The organism is Bradyrhizobium yuanmingense, from assembly GCF_900094575.1.
GTDB classification, from domain to species: domain Bacteria; phylum Pseudomonadota; class Alphaproteobacteria; order Rhizobiales; family Xanthobacteraceae; genus Bradyrhizobium; species Bradyrhizobium yuanmingense.
This window is the reverse complement of sequence record NZ_FMAE01000002.1, coordinates 628,424-650,609: the sequence shown is the minus strand read 5'-3', so window position 1 is coordinate 650,609 and position 22,186 is coordinate 628,424. Positions and strand designations below refer to the sequence as shown.

Annotated in this window: 17 protein-coding genes; 4 read left to right on the top strand and 13 right to left on the bottom strand. The window is 64.2% G+C overall.

The genetic code is table 11. The annotated features are described in order from the left end of the window. Positions 1–104: 104 nt before the first annotated feature. From GA0061099_RS08115 to GA0061099_RS08100, 4 genes are all read right to left on the bottom strand, one after another. On the bottom strand, positions 105–761 hold the full coding sequence (locus tag GA0061099_RS08115; RefSeq protein WP_036023890.1) for a glutathione S-transferase family protein: 657 nt from the start codon (positions 759–761) through the stop codon (positions 105–107). Continuing rightward, positions 761–1,924 carry an acyl-CoA dehydrogenase family protein gene (locus GA0061099_RS08110; protein WP_036023891.1) on the bottom strand — a complete coding sequence of 388 codons (1,164 nt, stop codon included), beginning with the start codon at positions 1,922–1,924 and terminating at the stop codon, positions 761–763. The genes GA0061099_RS08115 and GA0061099_RS08110 overlap by 1 nt, the downstream gene beginning before the upstream one ends. A gap of 132 nt (positions 1,925–2,056) precedes the next feature. Continuing rightward, complete coding sequence (locus GA0061099_RS08105) at positions 2,057–3,193, bottom strand: acyl-CoA dehydrogenase family protein (protein ID WP_036023983.1); 1,137 nt, start codon at positions 3,191–3,193, stop codon at positions 2,057–2,059. 127 nt (positions 3,194–3,320) lie between these two features. Further along, a complete protein-coding gene (locus tag GA0061099_RS08100; protein ID WP_036023893.1) occupies positions 3,321–4,091 on the bottom strand; it encodes a helix-turn-helix domain-containing protein in 771 nt (256 codons plus the stop codon). Positions 4,092–4,276: 185 nt separating this feature from the next. Between GA0061099_RS08100 and GA0061099_RS08095 the strand changes: the two genes are divergently transcribed. The 4 genes from GA0061099_RS08095 to GA0061099_RS08080 all read left to right on the top strand — a co-directional run bounded on the left by GA0061099_RS08095 (position 4,277) and on the right by GA0061099_RS08080 (position 10,665). After that, positions 4,277–6,541 carry a marine proteobacterial sortase target protein gene (locus tag GA0061099_RS08095; RefSeq protein WP_036023896.1) on the top strand — a complete coding sequence of 755 codons (2,265 nt, stop codon included), beginning with the start codon at positions 4,277–4,279 and terminating at the stop codon, positions 6,539–6,541. A gap of 214 nt (positions 6,542–6,755) precedes the next feature. Then, a complete protein-coding gene (locus tag GA0061099_RS08090; RefSeq protein ID WP_036023897.1) occupies positions 6,756–7,325 on the top strand; it encodes a class GN sortase in 570 nt (189 codons plus the stop codon). A gap of 134 nt (positions 7,326–7,459) precedes the next feature. Continuing rightward, a complete protein-coding gene (locus GA0061099_RS08085) occupies positions 7,460–9,676 on the top strand; it encodes an acetate--CoA ligase family protein (protein WP_036023899.1) in 2,217 nt (738 codons plus the stop codon). Positions 9,677–9,834: 158 nt separating this feature from the next. Continuing rightward, entirely contained in the window at positions 9,835–10,665 is an 831-nt protein-coding gene (locus GA0061099_RS08080) for an MlaD family protein (protein ID WP_036023901.1), read from the top strand. A 194-nt stretch (positions 10,666–10,859) separates the two neighbouring features. On the opposite strand, the gene GA0061099_RS08075 is transcribed toward GA0061099_RS08080, so the two are convergent. From GA0061099_RS08075 to urtA, 9 genes are all read right to left on the bottom strand, one after another. Next, positions 10,860–13,901 (bottom strand): autotransporter outer membrane beta-barrel domain-containing protein, encoded by a 3,042-nt coding sequence (locus GA0061099_RS08075; RefSeq protein ID WP_244429323.1) that lies wholly within the window; start codon positions 13,899–13,901, stop codon positions 10,860–10,862. Positions 13,902–14,283: 382 nt separating this feature from the next. Beyond that, positions 14,284–15,324, bottom strand: a complete 1,041-nt coding sequence (locus tag GA0061099_RS08070; RefSeq protein ID WP_036023905.1) for an aliphatic amidase — start codon at positions 15,322–15,324, stop codon at positions 14,284–14,286. A gap of 34 nt (positions 15,325–15,358) precedes the next feature. After that, positions 15,359–15,736 (bottom strand): FmdB family zinc ribbon protein, encoded by a 378-nt coding sequence (locus GA0061099_RS08065; protein WP_036023907.1) that lies wholly within the window; start codon positions 15,734–15,736, stop codon positions 15,359–15,361. Between the two features lie 108 nt (positions 15,737–15,844). Further along, the gene (fmdA, locus tag GA0061099_RS08060) at positions 15,845–17,074 is read right to left on the bottom strand and encodes a formamidase (RefSeq protein WP_036023909.1); all 1,230 of its coding nucleotides are present in this window, start codon (positions 17,072–17,074) and stop codon (positions 15,845–15,847) included. Between the two features lie 27 nt (positions 17,075–17,101). Then, a complete protein-coding gene (gene urtE / locus GA0061099_RS08055; RefSeq protein WP_036002119.1) occupies positions 17,102–17,791 on the bottom strand; it encodes an urea ABC transporter ATP-binding subunit UrtE in 690 nt (229 codons plus the stop codon). Between the two features lie 68 nt (positions 17,792–17,859). Then, positions 17,860–18,615 carry an urea ABC transporter ATP-binding protein UrtD gene (gene urtD / locus GA0061099_RS08050; protein WP_036023985.1) on the bottom strand — a complete coding sequence of 252 codons (756 nt, stop codon included), beginning with the start codon at positions 18,613–18,615 and terminating at the stop codon, positions 17,860–17,862. Between the two features lie 10 nt (positions 18,616–18,625). Beyond that, positions 18,626–19,768: an urea ABC transporter permease subunit UrtC gene (gene urtC / locus GA0061099_RS08045; RefSeq protein ID WP_036023911.1), complete on the bottom strand. Its 1,143-nt coding sequence runs from the start codon at positions 19,766–19,768 to the stop codon at positions 18,626–18,628. 17 nt (positions 19,769–19,785) lie between these two features. Next, positions 19,786–20,712, bottom strand: a complete 927-nt coding sequence (urtB, locus tag GA0061099_RS08040) for an urea ABC transporter permease subunit UrtB (protein WP_057025951.1) — start codon at positions 20,710–20,712, stop codon at positions 19,786–19,788. 146 nt (positions 20,713–20,858) lie between these two features. Further along, a complete protein-coding gene (urtA, locus tag GA0061099_RS08035) occupies positions 20,859–22,118 on the bottom strand; it encodes an urea ABC transporter substrate-binding protein (RefSeq protein WP_036002134.1) in 1,260 nt (419 codons plus the stop codon). Positions 22,119–22,186 lie beyond the last annotated feature (68 nt).

The window sequence follows — 22,186 nt, the reverse complement described above, 5'->3', positions numbered from 1 at the left end:
TAGCGCTGTCAAAAGACATGGCGCGTCGTGGACGCGCAATAACGCGAACCGGGAATCTCGAGGTTCCGGGATCGCGCTTCCGCGCCCCGGAATGACAGCCTCCCTTACGCCCTCACCCTCGGCGCGACATTCTGCTCTTGCCCGGCCTTTTGCTCCGCAGCAACCGCGCGCTTGAAACCCTCGCGCTGCTGCAGACGCGACCAATAGGCTGCGACGTTTGGCCCGAAATCCTTGGCAAGCCCGATATTGCTCGCGAGCCGAAGCGCGTAACCGATGACGATGTCGGCAGCGGTGAAGCGGCCCGCGCACAATGTTTCGGCATTCGCCGTCGCTGCCTCAACGGCGCGCAGTCTTCCCAGAAACCATTTCGCGTAATCGGTGGCGACCTGCGGGTTGCGGCGCTCCTCCGGCTCGAGCTGGGTGTATCTCAGCACCAGCGTTTGCGGGAAGGTTAACGTGGCGTCGCTGAAATACATCCAGTTCAGGAACGTGCCGTAGGCGGGATCTTCAGGGCCGACCATCAACGGCGTCGGGCCGTATGTGATGCCGAGGTAATGGCAGATGCCGGAGGATTCCGTCATCCTGGTCTCGCCGTCGATCATGAAGGGGATGGTGCCGAGCGGATTGAGCGCGAGATAGTCCTTGGCGAAGACGCGCGGCGGGAACGGCAGCATCTTCAATTCATAGGGCAGACCCATCTCCTCCAGCATCCAGAGCGGACGGAACGAGCGCGCAGCGTCGCAATGATAGAGCGTGATCATCAGGCGTTTCCTTTGCTGCCGGGCAGCGTGCCCATCATCTTGCACAGGACCATCAGCATGACCTCGTCGGCGCCGCCGCCGATCGAGGTCAGGCGGCTGTCGCGATAGGCGCGGCTGACCGGCGTCTCGTTGGTAAAGCCCATTCCGCCCCAATATTGCAAGCAAGCGTCGGTGAGCTCGCGGCCGAGCCGCCCGGCCTTCAGCTTGGCCATGGTCGCGAGCCGCGTCACATCCTCGCCGGCGACCAGCTGCTCGCCGGCGCGATAGATCAGCGCGCGCAGGAGCTCGACCTCGGTCTGCATCTCCGCGAGCTTGAAGTGCACGACCTGGTTGTCGAGGATCGACTTCCCGAAGGCTTTGCGGTTGCGGGTGTATTCGATGGTCTGGTCGATGATGTATTCGTGCGCCTTGAGGCAGGCGGCCGCGCCCCACAAGCGCTCCTCCTGGAACTGGATCATCTGGTAGGTAAAACCCTGGCCCTCCTCGCCGATCCGGTTGCGCTTGGGCACGCGGACATTGTCGAAGAAGATCTGCGCCGTGTCGGAGGAGCGCATCCCCATCTTGTCGAGTTTTCGCGCGACTGTGACGCCCTTGGCCTTCATGGGCACGCAGATCAGCGACTTGTTGCGGTGAACGGGGCCGTCGCCGGTGTTGGCGAGCAGGCAGATCCAGTCGGCCTGGGTGCCGTTGGTGATCCACATCTTGCCGCCATGGATGACGTAATCGTCGCCGTCAGAGCGCGCCTGGGTCTTGATCGAGGCGACGTCCGACCCCGCACCGGGCTCGGAGACGCCGATGCAGGCGACGTAATCGCCCGAGATCGACGGCGCCAGGAATTCGCGCCGCACCTCATCCGAGCCGAACCGCGCCAGTGCGGGCGTTGCCATATCGGTCTGCACTCCGATCGCCATCGGCACGCCGCCGCAGGTGATGGCGCCCAGCTCCTCCGCCATCATCAGCGCGTAGGAATAGTCGAGGCCCGAGCCGCCGAATTCGACCGGCTTGTTCAGGCCGAGGAAGCCGAGGCTGCCCATTTTCTTGAACAGCTCGTGCGCGGGGAAGATGTCGGCCTTCTCCCACGCGTCGACGTGCGGATTGATCTCGTTGGCGATGAATCTTTGTAGCGAGCGGCGGATGTCGTCGTGGTCGGCGGTGAATAACATTCTCTCTCAGCCTCGTCATTCCGGGACGCGCCCCTTGGCGCGGGCCCGGAATCCATAACCTCCGCTTGTGGTTATGGATTCCGGGCTCGCTCCGCTTCGCTCGCGCCCCGGAATGACGCGAGGAGAGAGCGTTCAAAGCCCCATTTGCCGCGACGCCAGATCCTTCATGATCTCCTCGGTGCCGCCGCCGATGGCGTTGACCTTGACCTCGCGGTAGATGCGCTCGGCCTTGATGCCGCGCATGAAGCCGGCGCCGCCGAAGATCTGCACGGCCTCCGAGGCGCAGAACGCCATGGTCTGCGTCGCCTGGTTCTTCATCATGCAGATTTCGGCGACCGGGCTCTCGCCCTGCTCCAGCCGCCAGGCCAGCATCTCCAGCATCGCTTGCGATGCCGCCACCTTCTGCGCCATGTCGACGATCTTGTGGCGGATGACCTGGTGCTGCGCGAGCGGCTTGCCGAAGGTCGTGCGCTCTTTGGCGTAGGCGATCGCCTCGTCGAGGCAGACGCGGGCAAAGGCGGTGCAGCTCGCGGCCATGCCCATGCGCTCGCTGTTGAAGTTCTGCATGATGATCCTGAAGCCTTGGCCCTCCTCGCCGATCAGGTTCTCGGCGGGCACGCGGCATGCGTCGAAATGCAGCGTCGCGGTATCGGAGGCCCACCAGCCCATCTTCTTCAGCTTGGTGCGCGACAGTCCGGGCGTATCGCCGTCGATCAGGAGCAGGCTGACGCCGCCGGCGCCCTCGCCGCCGGTCCGCACCGCAACCGTCAGGTAATCGGCACGCATCCCTGAGGTGATGAAGGTCTTCTCCCCGCTCACGACGTAGTCATCGCCGTCGCGACGCGCCCGGGTGCGCAGGTTCGCGACATCCGAGCCGCCGCCCGGCTCGGTGATCGCCAGTGCGGAGATCTTCTCGCCTGCCAGCACCTGCGGCAGCACGCGCGCCTTCACCTCGGCGCGTGCGGCCCGCGCGATCGGCGGCGAGCCGATCGTATGGCTCATCAGGCTGGCGCTGACGCCGCCTGCGCCGGCGCGCGCAAGCTCCTGGCTCGCCACGATCTTCATGAATTGGTCGGCGGCGATGCCGCCATATTCTTCCGGGAATCCAAGTCCCAAGAGGCCAATTTCGGCCGCCTTGCGATAGAGCGTGCGCGGGAATTCGCCCGCTTCGTCCCATTCATGGGCAAAGGGCGCGATCTCCTTCTCGACGAAGCGCCGCATCACGTCGCGGAACGCGTCGTGCTCGGCGGTATAGAACGGGCTCTTCATCGCGAGACTTGCCTCGACCGGATTCGTCCCGGCCACCATGGCTTTAACCTGGGCCGTTCACTTGCGCGGAGTGGCTGATCGGCGGACGCTTCGAACAAGCCAGCAACGCACCCCCAGCGGATTGCTGTCACAACGTCAAGAACAGCGCAAACGGCTCTTCCACCGTGCGGCGCAAGTGCTTTCGATACAAGGCGTGGTTGGGATCCTCGGGCGCAACCCGGCCCAAGGAAGGTTTTGGGATATTCCTGAGCGGCACATAGGCGATCGGCGCGGCGATCGGCGTGAGCTGCGAGCCGGGCCCGGCGCGCAGCGTCGAGATGATGCCGTACATCTCGCCTGATACCGTCGGCCGCGACACCGTGATCACGCGGTGCTGGCCGTGCTTGATGATGACGAGGTAGATGAAGCCGGACTGATGTGGGACGGCGACCTCGCCGGTATGCTCGTAGGCGGCATCGGTCCGCTCACCCTCGCGAAAGACCAGCGACGAGAGCTTCGGCTCCCAGGCGATCTCGGTGCGATAGGCGAAGATCGCGTCCTTGTCGCCGAACGACGGCCGCAGGGTGATGTAGACGTCCTCGAGCCAGGTCACTGCGCGGTGGGCATAAGAGCCGAGGCTGTCGGGCGCGACGTCGTTTGCGGCCGGCGGCGTCGCCACGATGACGCTCTTGCGCAAGGAGACGCCGAGCGCCTGCTCCAGCCGGACGGTCGTCGCCAGCGTGAACGGCCGCCGGCCGCCGAGCACCTTCTCCAGCGTCGACAGGCTGAGCTTGGCTTGCTCGGCCAGCGCCTGCCGGGACATCCGGCGCCGGGCGAGCTCCTCGCGAATGGTCTCGGCGATCTCGCGGCTCTGCTCGTCCGAAAGCTGCTTGTCCGTGAGTTTGTCCTGCATCTGCATCGTCAGCCCCGCTCCAGGCCGGTCACTCTAGCAGGGCGGACAAACCAGCACAAAACCGCACATGACCGCCCCGGCTCAAGCGAGCCTGGGCCGGCCGCGGCGGAACATTGCCGATCATTCTGCTCGCGAAATCCTGCCCCGCCGGCGGATGCTGAGGACCACAAACATGCTTCGGAGCAAGCCAAATGAACGCCTACGACACGGCCGATAGCGACGACCACCCGCTGTTGAGCCGCCTCATCAAGGTCGGACTGTTCCTTCTGGCGCAGGGCATCGCCGTGATGCTGGTCGCCTTCCTGGCCCTGCTGGTGAGTTTCGGGGCGAGCTGGTCGGCGACGACCGAACAGGCCAGCCTGCTCCAGCCCGGCGAAGCACGGTCGGGCAGCCTGCTACTGAAAGAGGACGGCACTACCACGGAGGCGATTCGCCTCGGGACCGATATCGAAATCACCGTGTCGGGCCCGACCTTGCGCGCCCGCGTCACGCAAGCATTCCGCAACCCGACCAAGGATTGGGTCGAGGCCACCTACGTCTATCCGCTCGCGGCCGGCGGCGCCGTCGACACACTGAAGATGGTGGTCGGCGACCGCGTCATCATCGGCGACATCAAGGAACGGCAGCAAGCGCGCGTGATCTACGAGGAGGCGCGCCGCGCCGGCCAGAAGGCCGCGCTCACCGAGCAGGAGCGGCCGAACATCTTCACCAACTCGGTCGCCAATATCGGTCCCGGCGAAACCGTGCTGGTGCAGATCGAGTACCAGGAGCCGGTGCATCAAGTCGGCAACGAATATTCGTTGCGCCTGCCGCTCGTGGTCGGGCCGCGCTACAATCCCGCACCGATCATCCAGAGCGTCGATTTCCGCAAGGACGGCTCGGGCTGGGGCGCGGCGACGTCGGACCCGGTGCCGGATCGCGAGCGCATCTCGCCCCCTGTGCTGGATCCCGCCAAACATGCGCCGCTCAATCCGACCAGCATCATTGTGCGCCTGCAGGCCGGCTTTGCGCTCGGCGAGGTCAAGAGCCACCATCACAACGTCAAGACGGAAAGCCCGGATAACATGACGCGCGTGGTGACGCTCGCCGACGGTGCCGTGCCCGCCGACCGTGATTTCGAGCTGACCTGGAAGCCGGCTGCCGAGACAGCGCCGTCGGTCGGACTGTTCCGCGAGCACATCGGCGATGCCGATTACCTGCTCGCCTTCGTCACCCCGCCGAGCGCCGAGCAGGCGGCGCAGAAGCCGCTGCCGCGCGAGGTCGTGTTCGTGATCGACAATTCCGGCTCGATGGGCGGCACGTCCATCGTGCAGGCCAAGGCAAGCCTGCTCTACGCTCTCGGCCGCCTGCAGCCGAATGACCGCTTCAACGTGATCCGCTTCGATGACACCATGGACATGCTGTTTCCGGCCTCCGTGCCGGCCGATGCTGCGCATGTCGGCGAGGCGACCTCCTTCGTCGGCGCCTTGCAGGCGCGCGGCGGCACCGAGATGGTGCCGGCGATGCGCGCGGCACTGGCCGACAGGCTCGGCGACACCGGCATAGTCCGCCAGGTCGTGTTCCTGACCGACGGCGCGATCGGCAACGAGCAGCAATTGTTCGATGCGATCACGACGATGCGCGGCCGCTCGCGCATCTTCATGGTCGGCATCGGGTCCGCGCCCAACACCTATCTGATGACCCGCGCCGCCGAGCTCGGCCGCGGCGCCTTCACCCATATCGGCTCCACCGAGCAAGTGGAGGAGCGCATGCGCGGCCTGTTCGCCAAGCTGGAGAATCCGGCCGTGACCGGCCTCACCGCAAGGTTTTCCGAGGCCAAGGCCGACGTCACCCCGGCGATCATTCCCGACGTCTATCGCGACGAGCCCCTGGTGCTGGCGGCGAGGCTCGACAAGCTCGCAGGCTCGCTCGAGATCAAGGGCCGCGTCGGCGGCCGTCCGTGGTCGGTGACGCTGCCGCTGCAAAACGCAGCCGAAGGCAAGGGCCTGTCAAAGCTCTGGGCCAGGCGGAAGATCGCCGATGCGGAGGTGGCGCGCACCCTGCGCGAGATGACGCCGGAGGAAGCTGACAAGGCTATCCTGGCGCTGGCACTCGACCATCAGATCGTCACGCGGCTGACCAGCCTCGTCGCGGTCGACAAGACGCCAAGCCGTCCCGAAGGCGAACCGCTCAAGCTCAGCGAACTGCCGATCAACCTGCCCGCGGGCTGGGACTTCGAGAAGGTGTTTGGCGAGCGGCCGCATCTGACGCCGACGCAGCTGCACGAGCGCCATGCCGATGCGCGCAATCAGCCGGCGACGCGACGGCCCATGCCTGCCGCGCCCGATGCGATCCGCCTGCCCAAAACCGCGACCTCGGCGGAGCTGAAGATGATCGCAGGCTTCATCCTGATCGTGCTCGCCCTGATCGTGTTCGTGTTCAAGCGGCGTCGGACCTTGCTCACCGACGCCGCTTGAGAGAGGAGCTCCCCGAACTCCTCTGTTAGCGCGCGCGGCTGCCCGTCCCCTCCAAACGGCCGCGCGCGCCTTTTCACTGTCATTGCGAGGAGCGAAGCGACGAAGCAATCCAGACTGCCGCCGCGGAGACAGTCTGGATTGCTTCGCGGAGCCTGTCATCGGGCCGCGCTTCGCGCGGACCCGGTGGCTCGCAATGACGGGGAGACGAAACACAATGTCCCGCTTCATCTCTCCGCTGGTCCTCGCGCTTGTCGGCCTCATCCTGTTCGGCGACGGCGCCTATATTTACGCCAAGGCGTGGCTGGCGCAGGTGCTGCTGGAGCGCGCCTTCGACAGGAGCATTGCCACGGGACAGGCGGTAAAGCCCTGGTCCTGGGCCGACACCTGGCCGGTCGCGCGGATCGAGGTCAAGCGGATCGGTGCCAGCGCCATCGTGCTGGAAGGCACGAGCGGACAAGCGCTCGCTTTCGGGCCCGGTCATATCCAGCACACGGCTGATGCGGGCGAACGCGGGATCGCCGTCTATGCCGCCCATCGCGACACTCATTTCCGCTTCCTGAAGGATGTTGCCATTGGCGACGTCATCGATGTCACGCGCAGTGACGGTCGACACTTTCGCTATCGCGCGGATTCCTCGGCCGTGGTTCGCTTCGATGCATCCGGCATCGATCCCATGGCACAGGGTTTCGAGCTTGTTCTCGCGACCTGCTGGCCATTCGATGCCGTCACATCCGGCCCCGAGCGCTACATCGTGCATGCGACATTGATTGGCGCCGACGGATAGAGCGCCGATCGGACTGACACGCACCGGTGCGCGCTTCATTCCACCACACGGCATACCAGCCACACAGTTGCCAAAGGACTCGCCATAGAACAGAGTGACGCGACACCAATAAGAACAACAGGTGAGGTCACGCCATGGAAGCCCGTGTGTCTGCTGCGCCCGCATCACGTCCATGGTCTCCGCCGCCCGATGCCAGCGACATCGTCAAGGGCATCCACGCAATGCTGCACCCGCACAACATCGTGCTGGTGGGCGCGACCGACAAGCCCGGCAATTATGCCGAGCGCATCTGGAACAATCTGATCAAATATGGTTTCGAAGGCGGGCTCTATCCGGTCAACGCCAAGCGCGATACCGTCTGGGGCGTTCCCTGCTACAAGGATTTTGCGAGTCTTCCGGAGAAGCCCGATCACGTCCTGGTGCTGGTGCCTGCGCGCTTTGCCGTGCAGGTGATCCGCGACGCCGCCGCAGCCGGCGCGCGGTCGGCCACCATCGTCACCTCCGGCTTCAGCGAGCTGCAGGATGACGAAAGCCAGAAGCTCGCTGCCGAATTGCAGGCTGCGGTGCGCGAGACGGGGCTCGCGGTCACGGGCCCGAACTGCCTCGGCAATTTGAGCGCCGGCGAAAAGCTCTTCACCAATATCGACGATCGCATCGTCACCATGGAGCAGGGCGCGGTGGCGATCGCCGGCCAATCCGGCGCGATCGTCATGGCGATCCGCCAGACGCTGGAAGACCGGGGTGTCGGCGTCGGCTACATGGTGACCACGGGCAACGAGGCCGGGCTCGAGACGCCGGATCTGATGCGCTACTTCGCCGAGGATCCGAGCATCAAGGTGATCGTCGTCTACCTCGAAGGCGTGCGCAACACCAAGGCGTTCCGCGATGCCTGCAAGGCGGCACGCGCGGCGAGCAAGCCCGTGATCGCGCTCAAGCTCGGCGCCTCCGAAGGCGGCCGCGCCGCGGCGATGGCCCATACCGGCGCACTCGCCGGCTCGATCGAGACGTTCGACGCGATCGCGACGCGCGAAGGGGTGATCCGGGTCGGCGGCCTCGACGAGCTGATCGAGACCACCGAGTGCTTCGTGCACGCGGCCGTTCCGAAAGGCTACCGGCTCGCCGCTGTGACGCTGTCCGGCGGCAAGCGCGGCATGCTGATCGACGCCTTCTATGCCGCAGGCCTGAACTTCGCGCCGCTGAGCCCGCATGTCAGCGCGGAGCTGGCGAAGATGCTCGGCCCCGGCTCGATCGTCGGCAATCCGCTCGATGCTGGCTTTGCCGCAGTGGTCGATCCCTCCGTCTACATGAAATCGATCAAGCTGATGATCGACGACCCCGATATCGACATCGTCATCGTCGATGCCGAGCTGCCGAAGGCGCCGCATGAGCTGCGCGAGCGCAATTTGCGCATCGTCAACGAGATGGCGAGCCAGGCGGGCAAGCCGGTGATCTACATCAGCGCGATGTCGATCGGCTTCACCGAATACACCAAGGACTTGCGGAAGTCGCTGCCGCATCTCGCGGTGATGCAGGGCATGGACCGCGCGGTGACCGCGATCAAGTCGCTGCTCGCCTATGCGAAGCTGCGCAAGGAGGTGCCCGATATCGTCTCGAGCTCGAAACCCGCCGCCCGCGCCGTGCTGGAGAGGACGTTGAAATCGGCGACCGGTGCTGCGCTCGACGAGGTCGCCTCGAAGAAGCTGCTCAAGGCCTACGGCATCCCGATCTCGAAGGAGGCGATCGCACAGACCGCGGCGGACGCCATCAAGATTGCCAAGCAGATCGGTTTTCCGGTCGTGGCAAAACTCGTCAGTGCGGAGATCCTGCACAAGTCCGACATCGGCGGCGTGGTGCTGAACCTCAACAGCGCAGCCGAGGTGAAGAAGGCGTTCGCCGACATCACCGCGCGCGTGGCGAAGCTCAAGGGCAAGCCGAAGCTCGACGGCATCCTGATCGCACAGCAAGTCAAGGCCGAGCTCGAGCTCGTCGTCGGCGCCTCGCTCGATGCAGAGATGGGCCCGGTCGTGCTGTTCGGCACCGGCGGCATCGATATCGAGCTGATGAAGGACGTCGCGCTCGCCGGCGCGCCGCTGGATGAGAGCGAGGCACGGCTCCTGATCGGCCGCACCAAGGGCGGCGTCAAGATGCGCGGCTATCGCGGCAGGCCGGTCTTGCACGAGGCCTCGGCGGTGAAGGCGCTGGTCGGGCTGTCCAACCTGATCGCGGATGCGGGCGATCGCATCGCCTCGATCGACATCAACCCGTTCCTGATCAACACCAGGACGGGCGTGGCCGTCGATGCCCTGATCGTGCTGAACAATGCTGCGGCAAAGCGGGCGGCCGGGCATTGACGTCGCGCCGTGCCGTAGGGTGGATTAGCGCAGCGTAATCCACCAATTCATCCCCAGGCGTACGAGAGATGGTGGCGGGTTACGCTTCGCTAACCCGTCCTACGTAACATCGCGGGCTCCTTCCAACTTCCCCGCTTTGGCCGTAAAATCGCCCCTGCATGGCACGCGCGAGCAATCTTGTGATCGGAACGGCAACGCTGGCGGCGATCGCCGTGGCGTTCGGCGGCCTGCTCGGCGCGCAGAAATGGCGCACCATCCAGAGCCGCAGCCAGTTGCGCGTGGTGTTCGAGGGCGGCTCCGCCAGCGGGCTGCGCCGCGGCGGGCCGGTCAATTTCGACGGCGTGCCCGCCGGCCAGATCCTGTCGATCAAGCTGGATAGTCCGCGCAGGATCGTGGCACTCGTCATGCTCGACAACACCGCGCCGATTCGCAAGGACACCGTGGCCGGAATCGAGTTCCAGGGCCTCACCGGCATTGCCGCGATCTCACTCATCGGCGGCGCCCCCTCTGCACCGCCGGTGCCGCTGGACGCGGACGGCATCCCGGTGCTGACGGCCGATCTCAGCGACGCCGAAACCATCGTCGAAACCCTGCACAGCGTCGACCGCACCATCGTGAACAACGCCCCCGCAATCAAGGAGGGCCTGCACACGTTCGAGACCTATACCGCCGACCTCAGGAGCAAGGGCGCCGAGATCGATTCGGTCATGGCCAAGGTCGACAGCGCCTTTGCGGGCTTCGACAAGGCGGTCGCCAAGATCGAGGGCGCGGTGCCGGGCTTCGTCGACGGCAAGGCCGACGAGCTGTTCGAGAAGATCCAGGGACTGCACGAGCTTGCCGGCACCATGAAGAAGAAATCGGCGGCCTACCTCGACGACATTCGCCGCTCGCTGCTCGACGTCAGCGAGGCCGCCAACAAGATGAGCGGCACGCCGGCGCCGCCGCGGCCCCCGCGCCCGCCGCGCAGGCCCACGGAGCAGAAGCGGTAGTGCTTACCCTCCCCTGGAGGGGGAGGGTCGATCGCGCGAAGCGCGAGCGGGGTGGGGTGATCTCTCAACGCGGGCAGTGTGAACTGCGGACCGACTGTCACCCCACCACGGTTCGCATTGCGCTTCGCTGCATGCGAACCGATCCTCCCCCTCCAGGGGAGGATGGCAATCCCGCCGTGGCCTATCAATCGCGCCTACCAGGCGTAGCGCACGCGTCCCTTGCCGGCATAGGAGCGGGTGACATTCGAGAACTCGCCCTCGAAGGTCGCCGACGCGGACCAGCCGTTCATCCAGTTCATCAGCACCGATGCCGTGGTCAGCGCCGAGTCGCGCGCCTGCGCGGCGCCGTTCACGACAAGGGCCGATCCAGGCAGCGTCTGAAACACCGCACTGAGCGTACGATCTGGATTGTAATCATGCGCCCAGGCGAGGCGGCCGCGCAGGGTCATCAGGCCGCCGGCCGCGGCAAAGGACCGGTCCGCGCGCAGGCCGAGCTCGGAGCGCGTGCTGGTTACATCCTTGGCGGCATAGTTGAGCGCGAAGACGTTGCTGCCGACCACGGCCGCCTCTGCATAGGAAGGAAGGCTGAACAAGGTGGCCTGGAGCGCGGCGTAGGGCGTAACGCCGGCCCATTGCATGGCATAGCGATAACCGCCCTCGACGCGGCCCGAGAACGCGTTGGTATTGAACTGGGCGCGCAGCTGGTCGAACCCGGCCGCGGTGACGACGCGATTGGTGGTGACGTCCTGCCAACCATAGGCCAGCGCAGCCGTGACATAGGCGGGCCCAGTGGTGTGGCGCACGAACGCGCCGGCCTGGAACAGATCGGAACGGCCCCAGCCAAGGCCGTTGACCCCGAAGCTGGTGCCGCCGCCGGCAAGCGCGAAGCCGGCGAGCGTCGACGGCGAGAAGCGGTAGTCGAGGCCGACGGCCGTGCCGTAGACGCTGCTGGTGGTGTCGTTCGAGCCGAGAGCAACATGGCCGTCGGTAGCCTGCGAGCCGCCATAGCCGGCCGCCCACACGTCCCAACGCTGCTCGAAAGTCGCGGCCGGCGCCTTGCGGTAGATCGAGGCAAAGGCGTCGCGCGCGTCCTGGCGACGTGCGGCGTAGGCATTTGCGGTCACATCGCTGGCATATGGCGTCGCACCTGACATGCCGCCCCGTCCCGAATTGTAGACCTCGGTGAGCAGGCCGAGGAACAGGTTCATCGCGTTGAACGTCGTCTGCTGCGAGCCTGTCGCGGACTCGCCGGAGGCCTGCGTCAAGCCCTCCGGGGTGAGGTTCGCGAGGGCAACAGGCAGGCTGCCGGTGGTGTTGAAGACACGCGTCAGGGCGTTAGCGACATTCTGCTGGTTGATGTTGAGGCCGCTGCCATAACCCAGCGCAAGGTCGAGGAAGACGTTGTTGGGGTCGTAGCTCAGCGTCGCATGCAGGTTTGGCGACAGGCCCGTCACGACCGGATTGAAAGTATCCGGCAGCGTTCCCGCCGTCAGGATCGTATAGTGCTTTGCGATCGAGCCGGTCGGCACCACGACGACGGTGGCGCTGTTGAGCGTCGCCGTTCCGGTCACGACTGCGACGCCGTTGCTCGCTCCCGAGACCTGCACCATGTAGCTCGACGCGGTAGCGAAGGTGAGATCGCCGGTCACGTTGAGCGTTCCCGTGGGACTGCCCGGTGCCAGCGCGCCGCCATTAACGACGATGTTGTTGACCGTGCCGATGCCGCCGAACGTGCCGGCGGCGACGGTCACGTTGCCGTTGATCGTGCCTGCGAGGACGAGCGTTCCACCGAGAACGTTCCAGTCCTGATTGCCTATGCCGGTCACAGTCCAGGCCGAGCTGTCGATCTTGTTGAAGGTCGAGAAGCCGTCGTACTGGAGGCCGGTTCCGATCAGGCCGAGATTGAACGTGTCCTTGCCGCTGCCACCGAGCTGGAATGTGTCGGTGCCGGATGCAAGAACCTGCCCGTTGATGATGCTGCCCGGGCCGAGCGTGAGTATGCTGTTGCTACAACCGCAAAGATCGATCGCGGCGAAGCCGGTTGCCGCATTGATCGTGCCGGAGTTGAAGACGCTGCCGCCATTGCTCAGACTGATTCCGACGCCATTAACACCGACGTTGATGGTACCGGTATTGACGATCTGGTTGGTCGTCGAGATCGTGGTCGCATAAATGCCGGTGCCGATGTCGCCGACTGTGATCGTGCCGCGATTGGTTACGACGTTGTCGTCACCAAGCAGCGTCATGCCGTATGCGCCATCGCCTCCGACAATGGTGCCGTTGTTGGTGAGCGTGCCCGACACGCCGGTCAGACCAACGCCCATGCCTCCTACACCCACATTGACCGTTCCATTCTGGGTAACGACGGCGAAATTGCCCTGCACTTGCATGCCGGCCGTGGAATCGACCCCAGTGACCGTTCCGGTATTGGTCACCTTCGCATTATGGCCGATCACGGCGATGCCCATGCCGAACTGCGCGACGCTGATGCTGCCAGCGTTGCTGACTGTCTCGGTGTTGCCCTGCGCAAAGATGCCGGTGGCGCTCTGACCGACGGAGATGCTGCCGGTCGCTGCGTTCGTGACGGTATTGCCATCATTGATCGCGAAAATTCCGCCGGAACTTCCGATCGAGGCGCCGACCGAGACTGCGCCCGCATTGGTGACGCTCGCATTGCCGAAAACGTAGATGCCGATCGTGTTGTCCAGGCCCGTGATCGTGCCGCTGGCGGAATTGGTGATCGTGTTGTTCACGCCGGCGAAGATACCGGAGCTTCCGGCGCCCACGGACAGCGCGCCGCTATTGCCGATGACGTTGTTGTCCTGGACCGAGATCGCTGCGCCACCATCACCCGTGTTGATCGTACCATTGTTGGCGATGGTGTTGTTGCTCAGCAACGAAATTCCGAGACCGTTGCCGATTACCGTGACGTTGCCGTTGTTGGTCACGGTGTTGGAATTGGCGCCATTGATGCCGGTGAGGCCCGAGCCGGCCGACACCGTTCCGTTGTTGGTAACGAAATTGGTGTCGTTGACGTTGATCGACGCAGTACCGTTGTCGTTGACGGTCGCACCCGTCAGCACATTCACGGTCAGGTTGGTGACGCCGCCGCCGGCCGCAAAACCATCAGCATCGCTGCCGCTGCACGTCACCGTCTGCCCGCTCGTCGCCGGGTCGGGTGCGCAGTCCGCCCGCGCCGATGTCGCGGACAGGCCAAGGCTGAAAATGACCGTCACGACAGACGATGCGACCACGCCAAGACGCAACCCACCTCGCCCGCTCGATGGCAATCGAACGCCCACCCCAAGGCCCTCAATGGCGCTCCCAGCGGCGCCGCCGGTAAACTAGGCGACCGGGTCCACCCGTGGAACTACGGAATCGACGGAATCACCGTACGAAGGCGCAACCTGGGTTGATTCAAAAGATCATGTTGCAACTGCGCCACGCTTTTACCGCGCAGAATGATCAATTCGCGCACGGGCGTCGTGTGCGACCCCAATGCCATATGGACGACCGTTCACATCGACGGCGCAGCACGCGAGACATGCCGTTGGCTCCGAGCTACCGCGACAGGCGGACGCGCCTCGAGCCGCTCAACGTGGCGTGGCCGATAATGGCTTAATAGTTGGACGCCGCCGCGCCGTTCGGAATGCCGTCGATCGGGCATTCCTCGGTGCCGGGCGTCGAGCGGGTCATTGCCTCGACCATGTCGCGCGTGCCTTCGGGATCCCTGATCCAGTTCTTGTAGAAATCATACGGGCACGCGGCGACGCCGCGCGGGCTGTCGCCGGAATTGATCATGCCGGTGTAGCCGCGGTGAACGAGCTTGTAGAGATGGTTCTGCGACTGGCCGTTGCGGCGCGCGTCGCGGATCAGATGCTTCGACAGCTGGGCGTACTGGATGCCGTAATCCTCCTCGCCGCATTCGCCGAGCGTGCGGCCGTCGAAGCCGATGATCGCGGAGTGGCCGAAATAAGAATAGACGCCGTCGAAGCCGGCGGCATTGGCGACCGCGACATAGACGTTGTTGGCCCAGGCCATGGCCTTGGAGATCATGACCTGCTGCTCCTTGGCCGGATACATGTAGCCCTGGCAGCGCACGATCAGCTCCGCGCCCTTCATGGCGCAGTCGCGCCAGATCTCCGGATAATTGCCGTCATCGCAGATGATCAGGCTGACCTTCAGACCCTTGGGCCCCTCGGAGACATAGGTGCAATTGCCGGGGTACCAGCCTTCGATCGGCACCCAGGGCATGATCTTGCGATACTTCTGCACGATCTCGCCCTTGTCGTTCATGAGGATCAGGGTGTTGTAGGGCGCCTTGTGCGGATGCTCCTCGTGGCGTTCGCCGGTGAGCGAGAACACGCCCCACACTTTGGCCTTGCGGCAGGCTTCCGCGAAGATCGCGGTCTCCTCACCCGGCACCATCGAGGCCGTCTCGTACATCTCCTTGGCATCGTACATGATGCCTTGCGTGGAATATTCCGGGAAGATCACGAGATCCATGCCGGGCAGCCCGACCTTCATGCCGACGATCATGTCGGCGATCTTACGGGCGTTGTCGAGCACCTCGGCCTTGGTGTGCAGGCGGGGCATCTTGTAGTTCACCACCGCAACGCCGACCGTGTCGTTGCTGCTGGAGATGTCACCGTGAAGCATGTAGAGCGCTCCTGTTGTCTGATGCTGGCGTGGGTTAGTGGCTGATCATCCAAGGGCGCGCGGTTGGAAAGCCCTTGGCGCCGCTCCTGGTCTTGGTCATCAGCCGCGCCGGCTTTGTCCTGTCCGCCGCGCTCTTGTCCTTCACGGTCTTGCCCGAGGAGCAGCAGCCGCAGCCCGGGCCGTGCGAGGCCTTATATTGCGCCAGCGTCTGCGGCGTGTGCGTGCTGCGTTCGTTGACGGCGTGCGCCTTGCGCTTCTCCGCCGGCATGCAGAAGAAGTTCGGCGCCGTCAGGATGACGCGGGGCGCCATCGTCTCGCAGTGTGGGCAGCTCTGCGGATCGTCGCATTCCGCCATCGGGCGCAGGTCCTTGAAGGGACCGCAATCGTCACAGAGATATTCGTAGACCGGCATCGCATCACCTACGCTCTTGCCTGTTCACACAACTCGCTGCCACCGCGCGTCGGGGACAGCCCCTCACCCCGCCCTCTCCCCGTGAGAACGGGGAGAGGGAGCGCGGCGTCACTTGTCCGGCGAGATCGGCATCTGAATGTCGCCGGTGATGTGCTTGATGGGTCCGGCCGCCGACGGCATCACGTCGAAGTCGAATATCTCGGTCGGCAGCCATAGCGTGGCGCAGGCGTTGGGCACGTCGACCACGCCGGAGATGTGGCCCTGGCACGGCGCGGTGCCGAGGATCGAATAGGCCTGGGCGCCGGAATAGCCGAACTTCTTGAGATACTCGATCGCATTCAAGCAGGCCTGGCGATAGGCGACGTGGACGTCGAGATAATGCTGCTTGCCGGCCTCGTCCACCGAGATGCCCTCGAAGATCAGATAGTCCTTGTAGTTCGGCGTGATCGGCGACGGCTTGAAGATCGGATTCTTGATGCCGTATTTCGACATGCCGTCTTTGATCACTTCCACCTTCAGGTGGAGCCAGCCGGCCATCTCGATCGCACCGCAGAAGGTGATCTCGCCGTCGCCCTGGCTGAAGTGCAGGTCGCCCATCGAAAGGCCCGCGCCGGGGACGTAGACCGGGAAGTAGATCTTCGAGCCGCGCGAGAGATCCTTGATGTCGCAATTGCCGCCATGCTCGCGCGGCGGCACGGTGCGCGCACCCTCGGCGCCGATCTTGGCTTTCACATCGCCCTTGGCGCGGCCGCCATGGGCGGTCGGCGCGAACGGCGGATTGGCAAGGCCGGGCACGCGGGTCGGGTTGGTCGAGATCAGCTCGGCCTCGCGCTTATTCCAGGTGTCCAGCATCTTCGGATCGGGCAGACAGCCGATCAGGCCGGGATGGATCAGACCGGCAAAGTTGACGCCGGGCACGTGACGCGACGAGGTGTAGAGACCTTTGATGTCCCAGATCGACTTCTGCGCCAGCGGGAAATGGTCGGTGAGGAAGCCGCCGCCGTTCTGCTTGGAGAAGAAGCCGTTGAAGCCCCACAGGCTCTCCTTGAGCGGACCGACGTCGAGCAGGTCGACGACGAGAAGGTCGCCGGGCTCGGCGCCCTTGACGCCGATCGGGCCGGAGAGGAAGTGCACGATCGACAGGTCGATGTCGCGCACGTCGTCGGCGGAATCGTTGTTCTTGATGAAGCCGCCGGTCCAGTCATAGGTCTCGATGATGAAATCGTCGCCGGGATTGACCCAGGCCACGATCGGGATGTCGGGGTGCCAGCGGTTGTGCACCATGTCGTTTTCATAGGCCGACTTGGTGAGATCGACCTTGATCAGTGTCTCTGGCATCGAGATGCTCCCCTTTTACACGGTTGGTTAGACGGACAGATATTTCGAGACCTGCGCGGCATCGACGGCATCGCGCGGATCATCGCGCACGATCTCGCCGTTCTCGATCACCAGCACGCGATCGGCGATGTCGAGCGCGAAACTGAGGACCTGCTCGGACACGACGATCGACAGCCCCTTCTCGTCGCGGATGCGCTTCAACGTGCGCGCCATCTCCTTGATGATCGAGGGCTGGATGCCTTCGGTCGGCTCGTCCAGCAGCAGCACCTTCGGCTTGGTGGCGAGCGCGCGCGCGATCGCCAATTGTTGCTGTTGTCCGCCGGAGAGATTGCCGCCACGGCGGCCCTTCATCTCCAGCAGCACCGGGAACAGTTCGTAGATGTCGTCAGGCACCTCGGAGCCGCCGGAGACGACGAGCCCGGTCTCGATGTTCTCCTTCACCGTCATGGTGGAGAAGATCATGCGGCCCTGCGGCACATAGGCGAGACCCTTGGCGACGCGCTCAAAGCTCTTGAGGTTGCCGAGCTCGGCGCCATCCATGTTCACCGAGCCGCTTTTGGCCGGCAGGATGCCCATCAGCGACTTCATCAGCGTGGTCTTGCCCATGCCGTTGCGGCCCATGATCGCAACGATCTCGTTCGCCGCGACCTTGACGTTGAGCCCGTGCAGCACCTCGCTCTGGCCGTAGGCGACGTGGAGATCGGAAATAGCCAGCATCAGCCTGCTCCTTGCTTCTTGCGCATGATCTTGTCCGGAAACCGGACGCCACTTTCCGGGATCATGCGCTAGTGACCGAGGTACACTTCGATGACCTTGGGATCGTTCTTCACCTTCTCCATCGTCCCCTCCGAGAGGATCTGGCCCTGGTGCAGCACGGTGACCTTGTGCGCGATGTCCTCGACGAACTTCATGTCGTGCTCGATCACCAGCACCGAACGGTTCTTGATGATGCGGTTGAGCAGCTCGGCGGTCTTGGCGCGCTCGGACACGCTCATGCCGGCGACGGGCTCGTCGAGCATCAAGAGGTCGGGATCCTGGATCAGCAGCATGCCGATCTCGAGCCACTGCTTCTGGCCGTGGCTGAGCTCGTCGGCATAGGTGTTGAGCTTGTCCTTGAGGAAGATCATCTCGGCGACCTCCTCGACCCGGTCCTTCACCAGCTGATCGCGCTGAAAGGTCAGCGAGCCGAACACGGTGCGGCCGCGCGGAAACGAGATCTCGAGGTTCTCGAACACGGTCAGATCCTCGAACACCGACGGCGTCTGGAACTTGCGCCCGACGCCGGTCTGCACGATCTCGTTCTCCCTCATCTTCGTGAGCTCCTTGCCACGAAACTGGATCGAGCCCGAGGTCGCCCTGGTCTTGCCGCAGATCAAATCGAGCACCGTGGTCTTGCCGGCGCCGTTTGGGCCGATGATGACGCGGATCTCGTTCTCCTCGACATAGAAGGAGAGGTCGTTGACCGCCTTGAACCCGTCGAACGAGACGGTGAGGCCGGAGACCGCGAGCAGGAAGTCCTTGGGCTGGTGTCCAATAAGCATGATCGCCTCCTCACTCTGCCGGCGCGCCGTCGGCAACTGAATTGTCGGTCCAGCCGGCCTTCGGCTTGTGCGAGGCGAACAGCCGGTCGATGCGCGGCTGCACGTAATCGGCCCAGAGCCCGGACAAGCCGTTCGGGAAAGCAAGCACGACCGCGATGAACAGCGCGCCGAGGCCGAACAGCCAGAGTTGCGGGAAGGATTCCGACAGGCTGGTCTTGGCGAAGTTCACCAGGATGGCGCCCCAGACCGCGCCGAAGATCGACATCCGCCCGCCGACCGCGGTGTAGATCACCATCTCGATCGACGGCACGATGCCGACGAAGGACGGCGACATGAAGCCGACGTTGAGCGCGAACATGGCCCCACCGATCGCGGCGAAGACCGCAGCCATGCAGAAGGCGAAGATCTTGAAATTGGCGACGCTGTAGCCGGAGAAGCGGACGCGATCCTCCTGCTCGCGCATCGCCACCAGGATACGGCCGAGCTTGGTCAGGCGGATGAACTGCGCGATGCCGATGCAGGCGAACAGCAGCACCACCTCGACGAAGTACAGGATGATCTTGGCGTGATCGGGCCGGATGTCCCAACCCTTCAGCGTGCGCAGATCGGTCATGCCGTTGATGCCGCCGGTATAGCCCTGCTGGCCGACGATGAGGATGGTCAGGATGGCGGCGACGGCCTGGGTGATGATCGCGAAATAGGTGCCGCCGACGCGGCGCTTGAACATCGCGGTGCCGATGATCAGAGCGAAAAGGCCGGGCACCATGATGATGGCGAGGATGGTGAAGGTGAGGCTGTGAAACGGCTGCCAGAAGAACGGCAGCGCCGTGATCTGATTCCAGTCCATGAAATCGGGGATGCCGGGCGTCGACTGGATCTTGGTGTTCTCGACGCTTGAGGCCTCGAGCTTGAGGAACATCGCCATGCAATAGCCGCCGAGGCCGAAGAACACGCCCTGCCCCAGGCTCAAGATGCCGCCGTAGCCCCAGCACAGCACGAGGCCGATCGCGACGAAGGCGTAGGTCAGATATTTCGCGACCAGGTTGAGGCGGAACACGTCCAGCGTCAGCGGCAGGATCACGAACAGCACGGCGGCGAGCGCAATGAAGCCCATCAGTTCGGATCGGTTGAAGAAGCGTGAATTGATGATCATGACTTGCCTGCTTCTCGTTATTTGCGGACCTTGAGGGCGAACAGACCCTGCGGCCGCAGCATCAGGATGCCGACGACGGCGAGCAGCGTGAGCACCTTGGCCATCGAGCCCGACATGAAGAACTCGAGCGTCGATTGCGTCTGCGAGATCGAGAAGGCCGAGGCGATGGTGCCGAGCAGGCTGGCGGCGCCGCCGAACACGACGACGAGGAAAGTGTCGACGATGTAGAGCTGGCCCGACGTCGGCCCGGTCGAGCCGATCATGGTGAAGGCGCTGCCGGCGACACCGGCGATGCCGCAGCCAAGGCCGAAGGTGTAGCGGTCGACCTTCTCGGTGTTGATGCCAACCGCGCCGGCCATGATGCGGTTCTGCACGACCGCGCGGACCTGGCGGCCCCAGCGCGACATGTAGAGGACGTAGGCGACGGCGATGGTGATCAGCACGGTGAGGCACATCACGAAGACGCCGTTGATCGGCACCTCGATGCTGTCGGTGACGCGGAGCGAGCCCAGCATCCATTGCGGCAGCTCGACTCCGACCTCGCGCGCGCCGAACACCGAGCGATAGGCCTGCTGCAGCATCAGGCTGAGGCCCCAGGTGGCGAGCAGCGTATCGAGCGGGCGCTTGTAGAGGTGCCGTATCAACACCCACTCCACCAACATCCCCAAGGCGCCGGAGGCGAAGAAGGCCAGGATCATCGCGAGGAAGAAGTAGCCGCTGAACAGGCTCGGCAAATAGGCCTGGAAGAGATTGGAGGTCATCCAGGTGACGTAGGCCCCGAGGATCATGAACTCGCCATGGGCCATGTTGATGACGCCCATCTGGCCGAAGATGATCGCAAGGCCGAGCGCCATCAGGACATAGACGGAGAACAGGATCAGTCCGGCAAACCCCTGCATGACGAAGATCGAGCCGAGGTCGCCAATCGAATAGTCGCCGAACATCCATGTCCTCCGTCGGGAAAGGGTCCCGCGTCGCGAGCAGGTTCGCGACGCGGGGGCTTGAGGCATGGACTTGCGATCCACGCCAGGGAGCGGTTTTGCGTTGAGGAGAAAGTGCGGCGGACGCCGCGTCTTAACGGTAACGCTTCTTACTGGTAACCCTTCGGGAACGGATCCGGCTCGACGAGATCGGCGGTCTCGTAGATCAGCTCGAACTGGCCATCGAGCTTGGCGCGCCCCACCCGGGTCTTCGACCAGAGGTGATGGTTCTCGTGGATGCGCACATAGCCCTCCGGCGCGCCCTTGAACTCGACGCCGGTCGAAGCCGTGGCGATCTTGTCGACGTCGAAAGAGCCGGCCTTTTCGACCGTCAGCTTCCACAGCCACGGGCCGAGATAGGCAGCCTGGGTGACGTCTCCGATCACGGTCTTCTCGCCCCACATCTTCTTGAACGCCGAGACGAAAGCCTTGTTGTTCGCATTGTCGAGCGACTGGAAGTACTTCATGCAGGCATAGGCGCCCGCGATGTTCTCGCCGCCGATACCGTCGATCTCGTCCTCGGTCACCGAGATCGTCAGCAGTGCCTGCTTGGAGAGATCGATGCCGGCCGCCTTGAGCTGCTTGTAGAAGGCGACGTTGGAGCCGCCGACGACGTCGGTGAAGATCACGTCCGGCTTGGTCAGCTTGATCTTGTTGATGACAGAGTTGAACTGCGTCGAGCCGAGCGCATAATATTCCTCGCCGACGACCTTGCCCTTGAGCACGTTTTCGACGTGCTTGCGCGCGATCTTGTTGGAAGTGCGCGGCCAGATGTAATCCGAACCGATGAAGAAGAAGGACTTGGCGCCCTTCTCCTTGGCGATCCAGTTCAGGCCGGCGAGAATCTGCTGGGTCGCTTCCTGGCCGGTATAGATGACGTTCTTGGACTGCTCGAGGCCTTCGTAGAAGGTCGGGTAGTAGAGCATGCCGTTATATTGCTCGACGACCGGCAGCACCGCCTTGCGCGAGGCCGAGGTCCAGCAGCCCATGATCGCCGCGACCTTGTCGTTGACGAGGAGCTTCTTCGCCTTCTCGGCGAAGGTCGGCCAGTCCGATGCGCCGTCCTCCTGGATGAATTTGATCTTGCGGCCGAGCACGCCGCCGGCCGCGTTGATCTGCTCGATCGCAAGCTTTTCGGCCTGGATCGAGCCGGTCTCGGAGATCGCCATGGTGCCGGTCGCCGAATGCAGGATGCCGACCGTGACCTCGGTGTCGGTGACGGCCAGACCCGTGGTGTTGACCGCCGAGGTCGCCGGCGCCTGCGCAAATGACCCGCGCGGCAGCATGGTGATGGCCGGGACCGCGGCCATTCCCATCAATAATTTGCGCCGCAGCGGCGACAACAGGCCCTTGTTTGCTTCGTCTGACATGAGCACCCCACTTTTGTTCGAGAACACGCGATTGGTGCCCGTGAGGATGGCTCGAATTTATGCAGCCC

Excerpts from the sequence above, each read along its gene's own strand:
- urtA (WP_036002134.1), bottom strand. The coding sequence starts at position 22,118 with ATGTCAGACGAAGCAAACAAGGGCCTGTTGTCGCCGCTGCGGCGCAAA.
- urtC (WP_036023911.1), bottom strand. The coding sequence starts at position 19,768 with ATGATCATCAATTCACGCTTCTTCAACCGATCCGAACTGATGGGCTTC.
- urtE (WP_036002119.1), bottom strand. The coding sequence starts at position 17,791 with ATGCTGGCTATTTCCGATCTCCACGTCGCCTACGGCCAGAGCGAGGTG.
- GA0061099_RS08080 (WP_036023901.1), top strand. The coding sequence starts at position 9,835 with ATGGCACGCGCGAGCAATCTTGTGATCGGAACGGCAACGCTGGCGGCG.
- GA0061099_RS08115 (WP_036023890.1), bottom strand. The coding sequence starts at position 761 with ATGATCACGCTCTATCATTGCGACGCTGCGCGCTCGTTCCGTCCGCTC.
- GA0061099_RS08065 (WP_036023907.1), bottom strand. The coding sequence starts at position 15,736 with ATGCCGGTCTACGAATATCTCTGTGACGATTGCGGTCCCTTCAAGGAC.
- GA0061099_RS08085 (WP_036023899.1), top strand. The coding sequence starts at position 7,460 with ATGGAAGCCCGTGTGTCTGCTGCGCCCGCATCACGTCCATGGTCTCCG.
- urtB (WP_057025951.1), bottom strand. The coding sequence starts at position 20,712 with ATGTTCGGCGACTATTCGATTGGCGACCTCGGCTCGATCTTCGTCATG.
- GA0061099_RS08090 (WP_036023897.1), top strand. The coding sequence starts at position 6,756 with ATGTCCCGCTTCATCTCTCCGCTGGTCCTCGCGCTTGTCGGCCTCATC.
- GA0061099_RS08070 (WP_036023905.1), bottom strand. The coding sequence starts at position 15,324 with ATGCTTCACGGTGACATCTCCAGCAGCAACGACACGGTCGGCGTTGCG.
- GA0061099_RS08110 (WP_036023891.1), bottom strand. The coding sequence starts at position 1,924 with ATGTTATTCACCGCCGACCACGACGACATCCGCCGCTCGCTACAAAGA.
- GA0061099_RS08100 (WP_036023893.1), bottom strand. The coding sequence starts at position 4,091 with ATGCAGATGCAGGACAAACTCACGGACAAGCAGCTTTCGGACGAGCAG.
- GA0061099_RS08095 (WP_036023896.1), top strand. The coding sequence starts at position 4,277 with ATGAACGCCTACGACACGGCCGATAGCGACGACCACCCGCTGTTGAGC.
- urtD (WP_036023985.1), bottom strand. The coding sequence starts at position 18,615 with ATGCTTATTGGACACCAGCCCAAGGACTTCCTGCTCGCGGTCTCCGGC.
- GA0061099_RS08105 (WP_036023983.1), bottom strand. The coding sequence starts at position 3,193 with ATGAAGAGCCCGTTCTATACCGCCGAGCACGACGCGTTCCGCGACGTG.
- fmdA (WP_036023909.1), bottom strand. The coding sequence starts at position 17,074 with ATGCCAGAGACACTGATCAAGGTCGATCTCACCAAGTCGGCCTATGAA.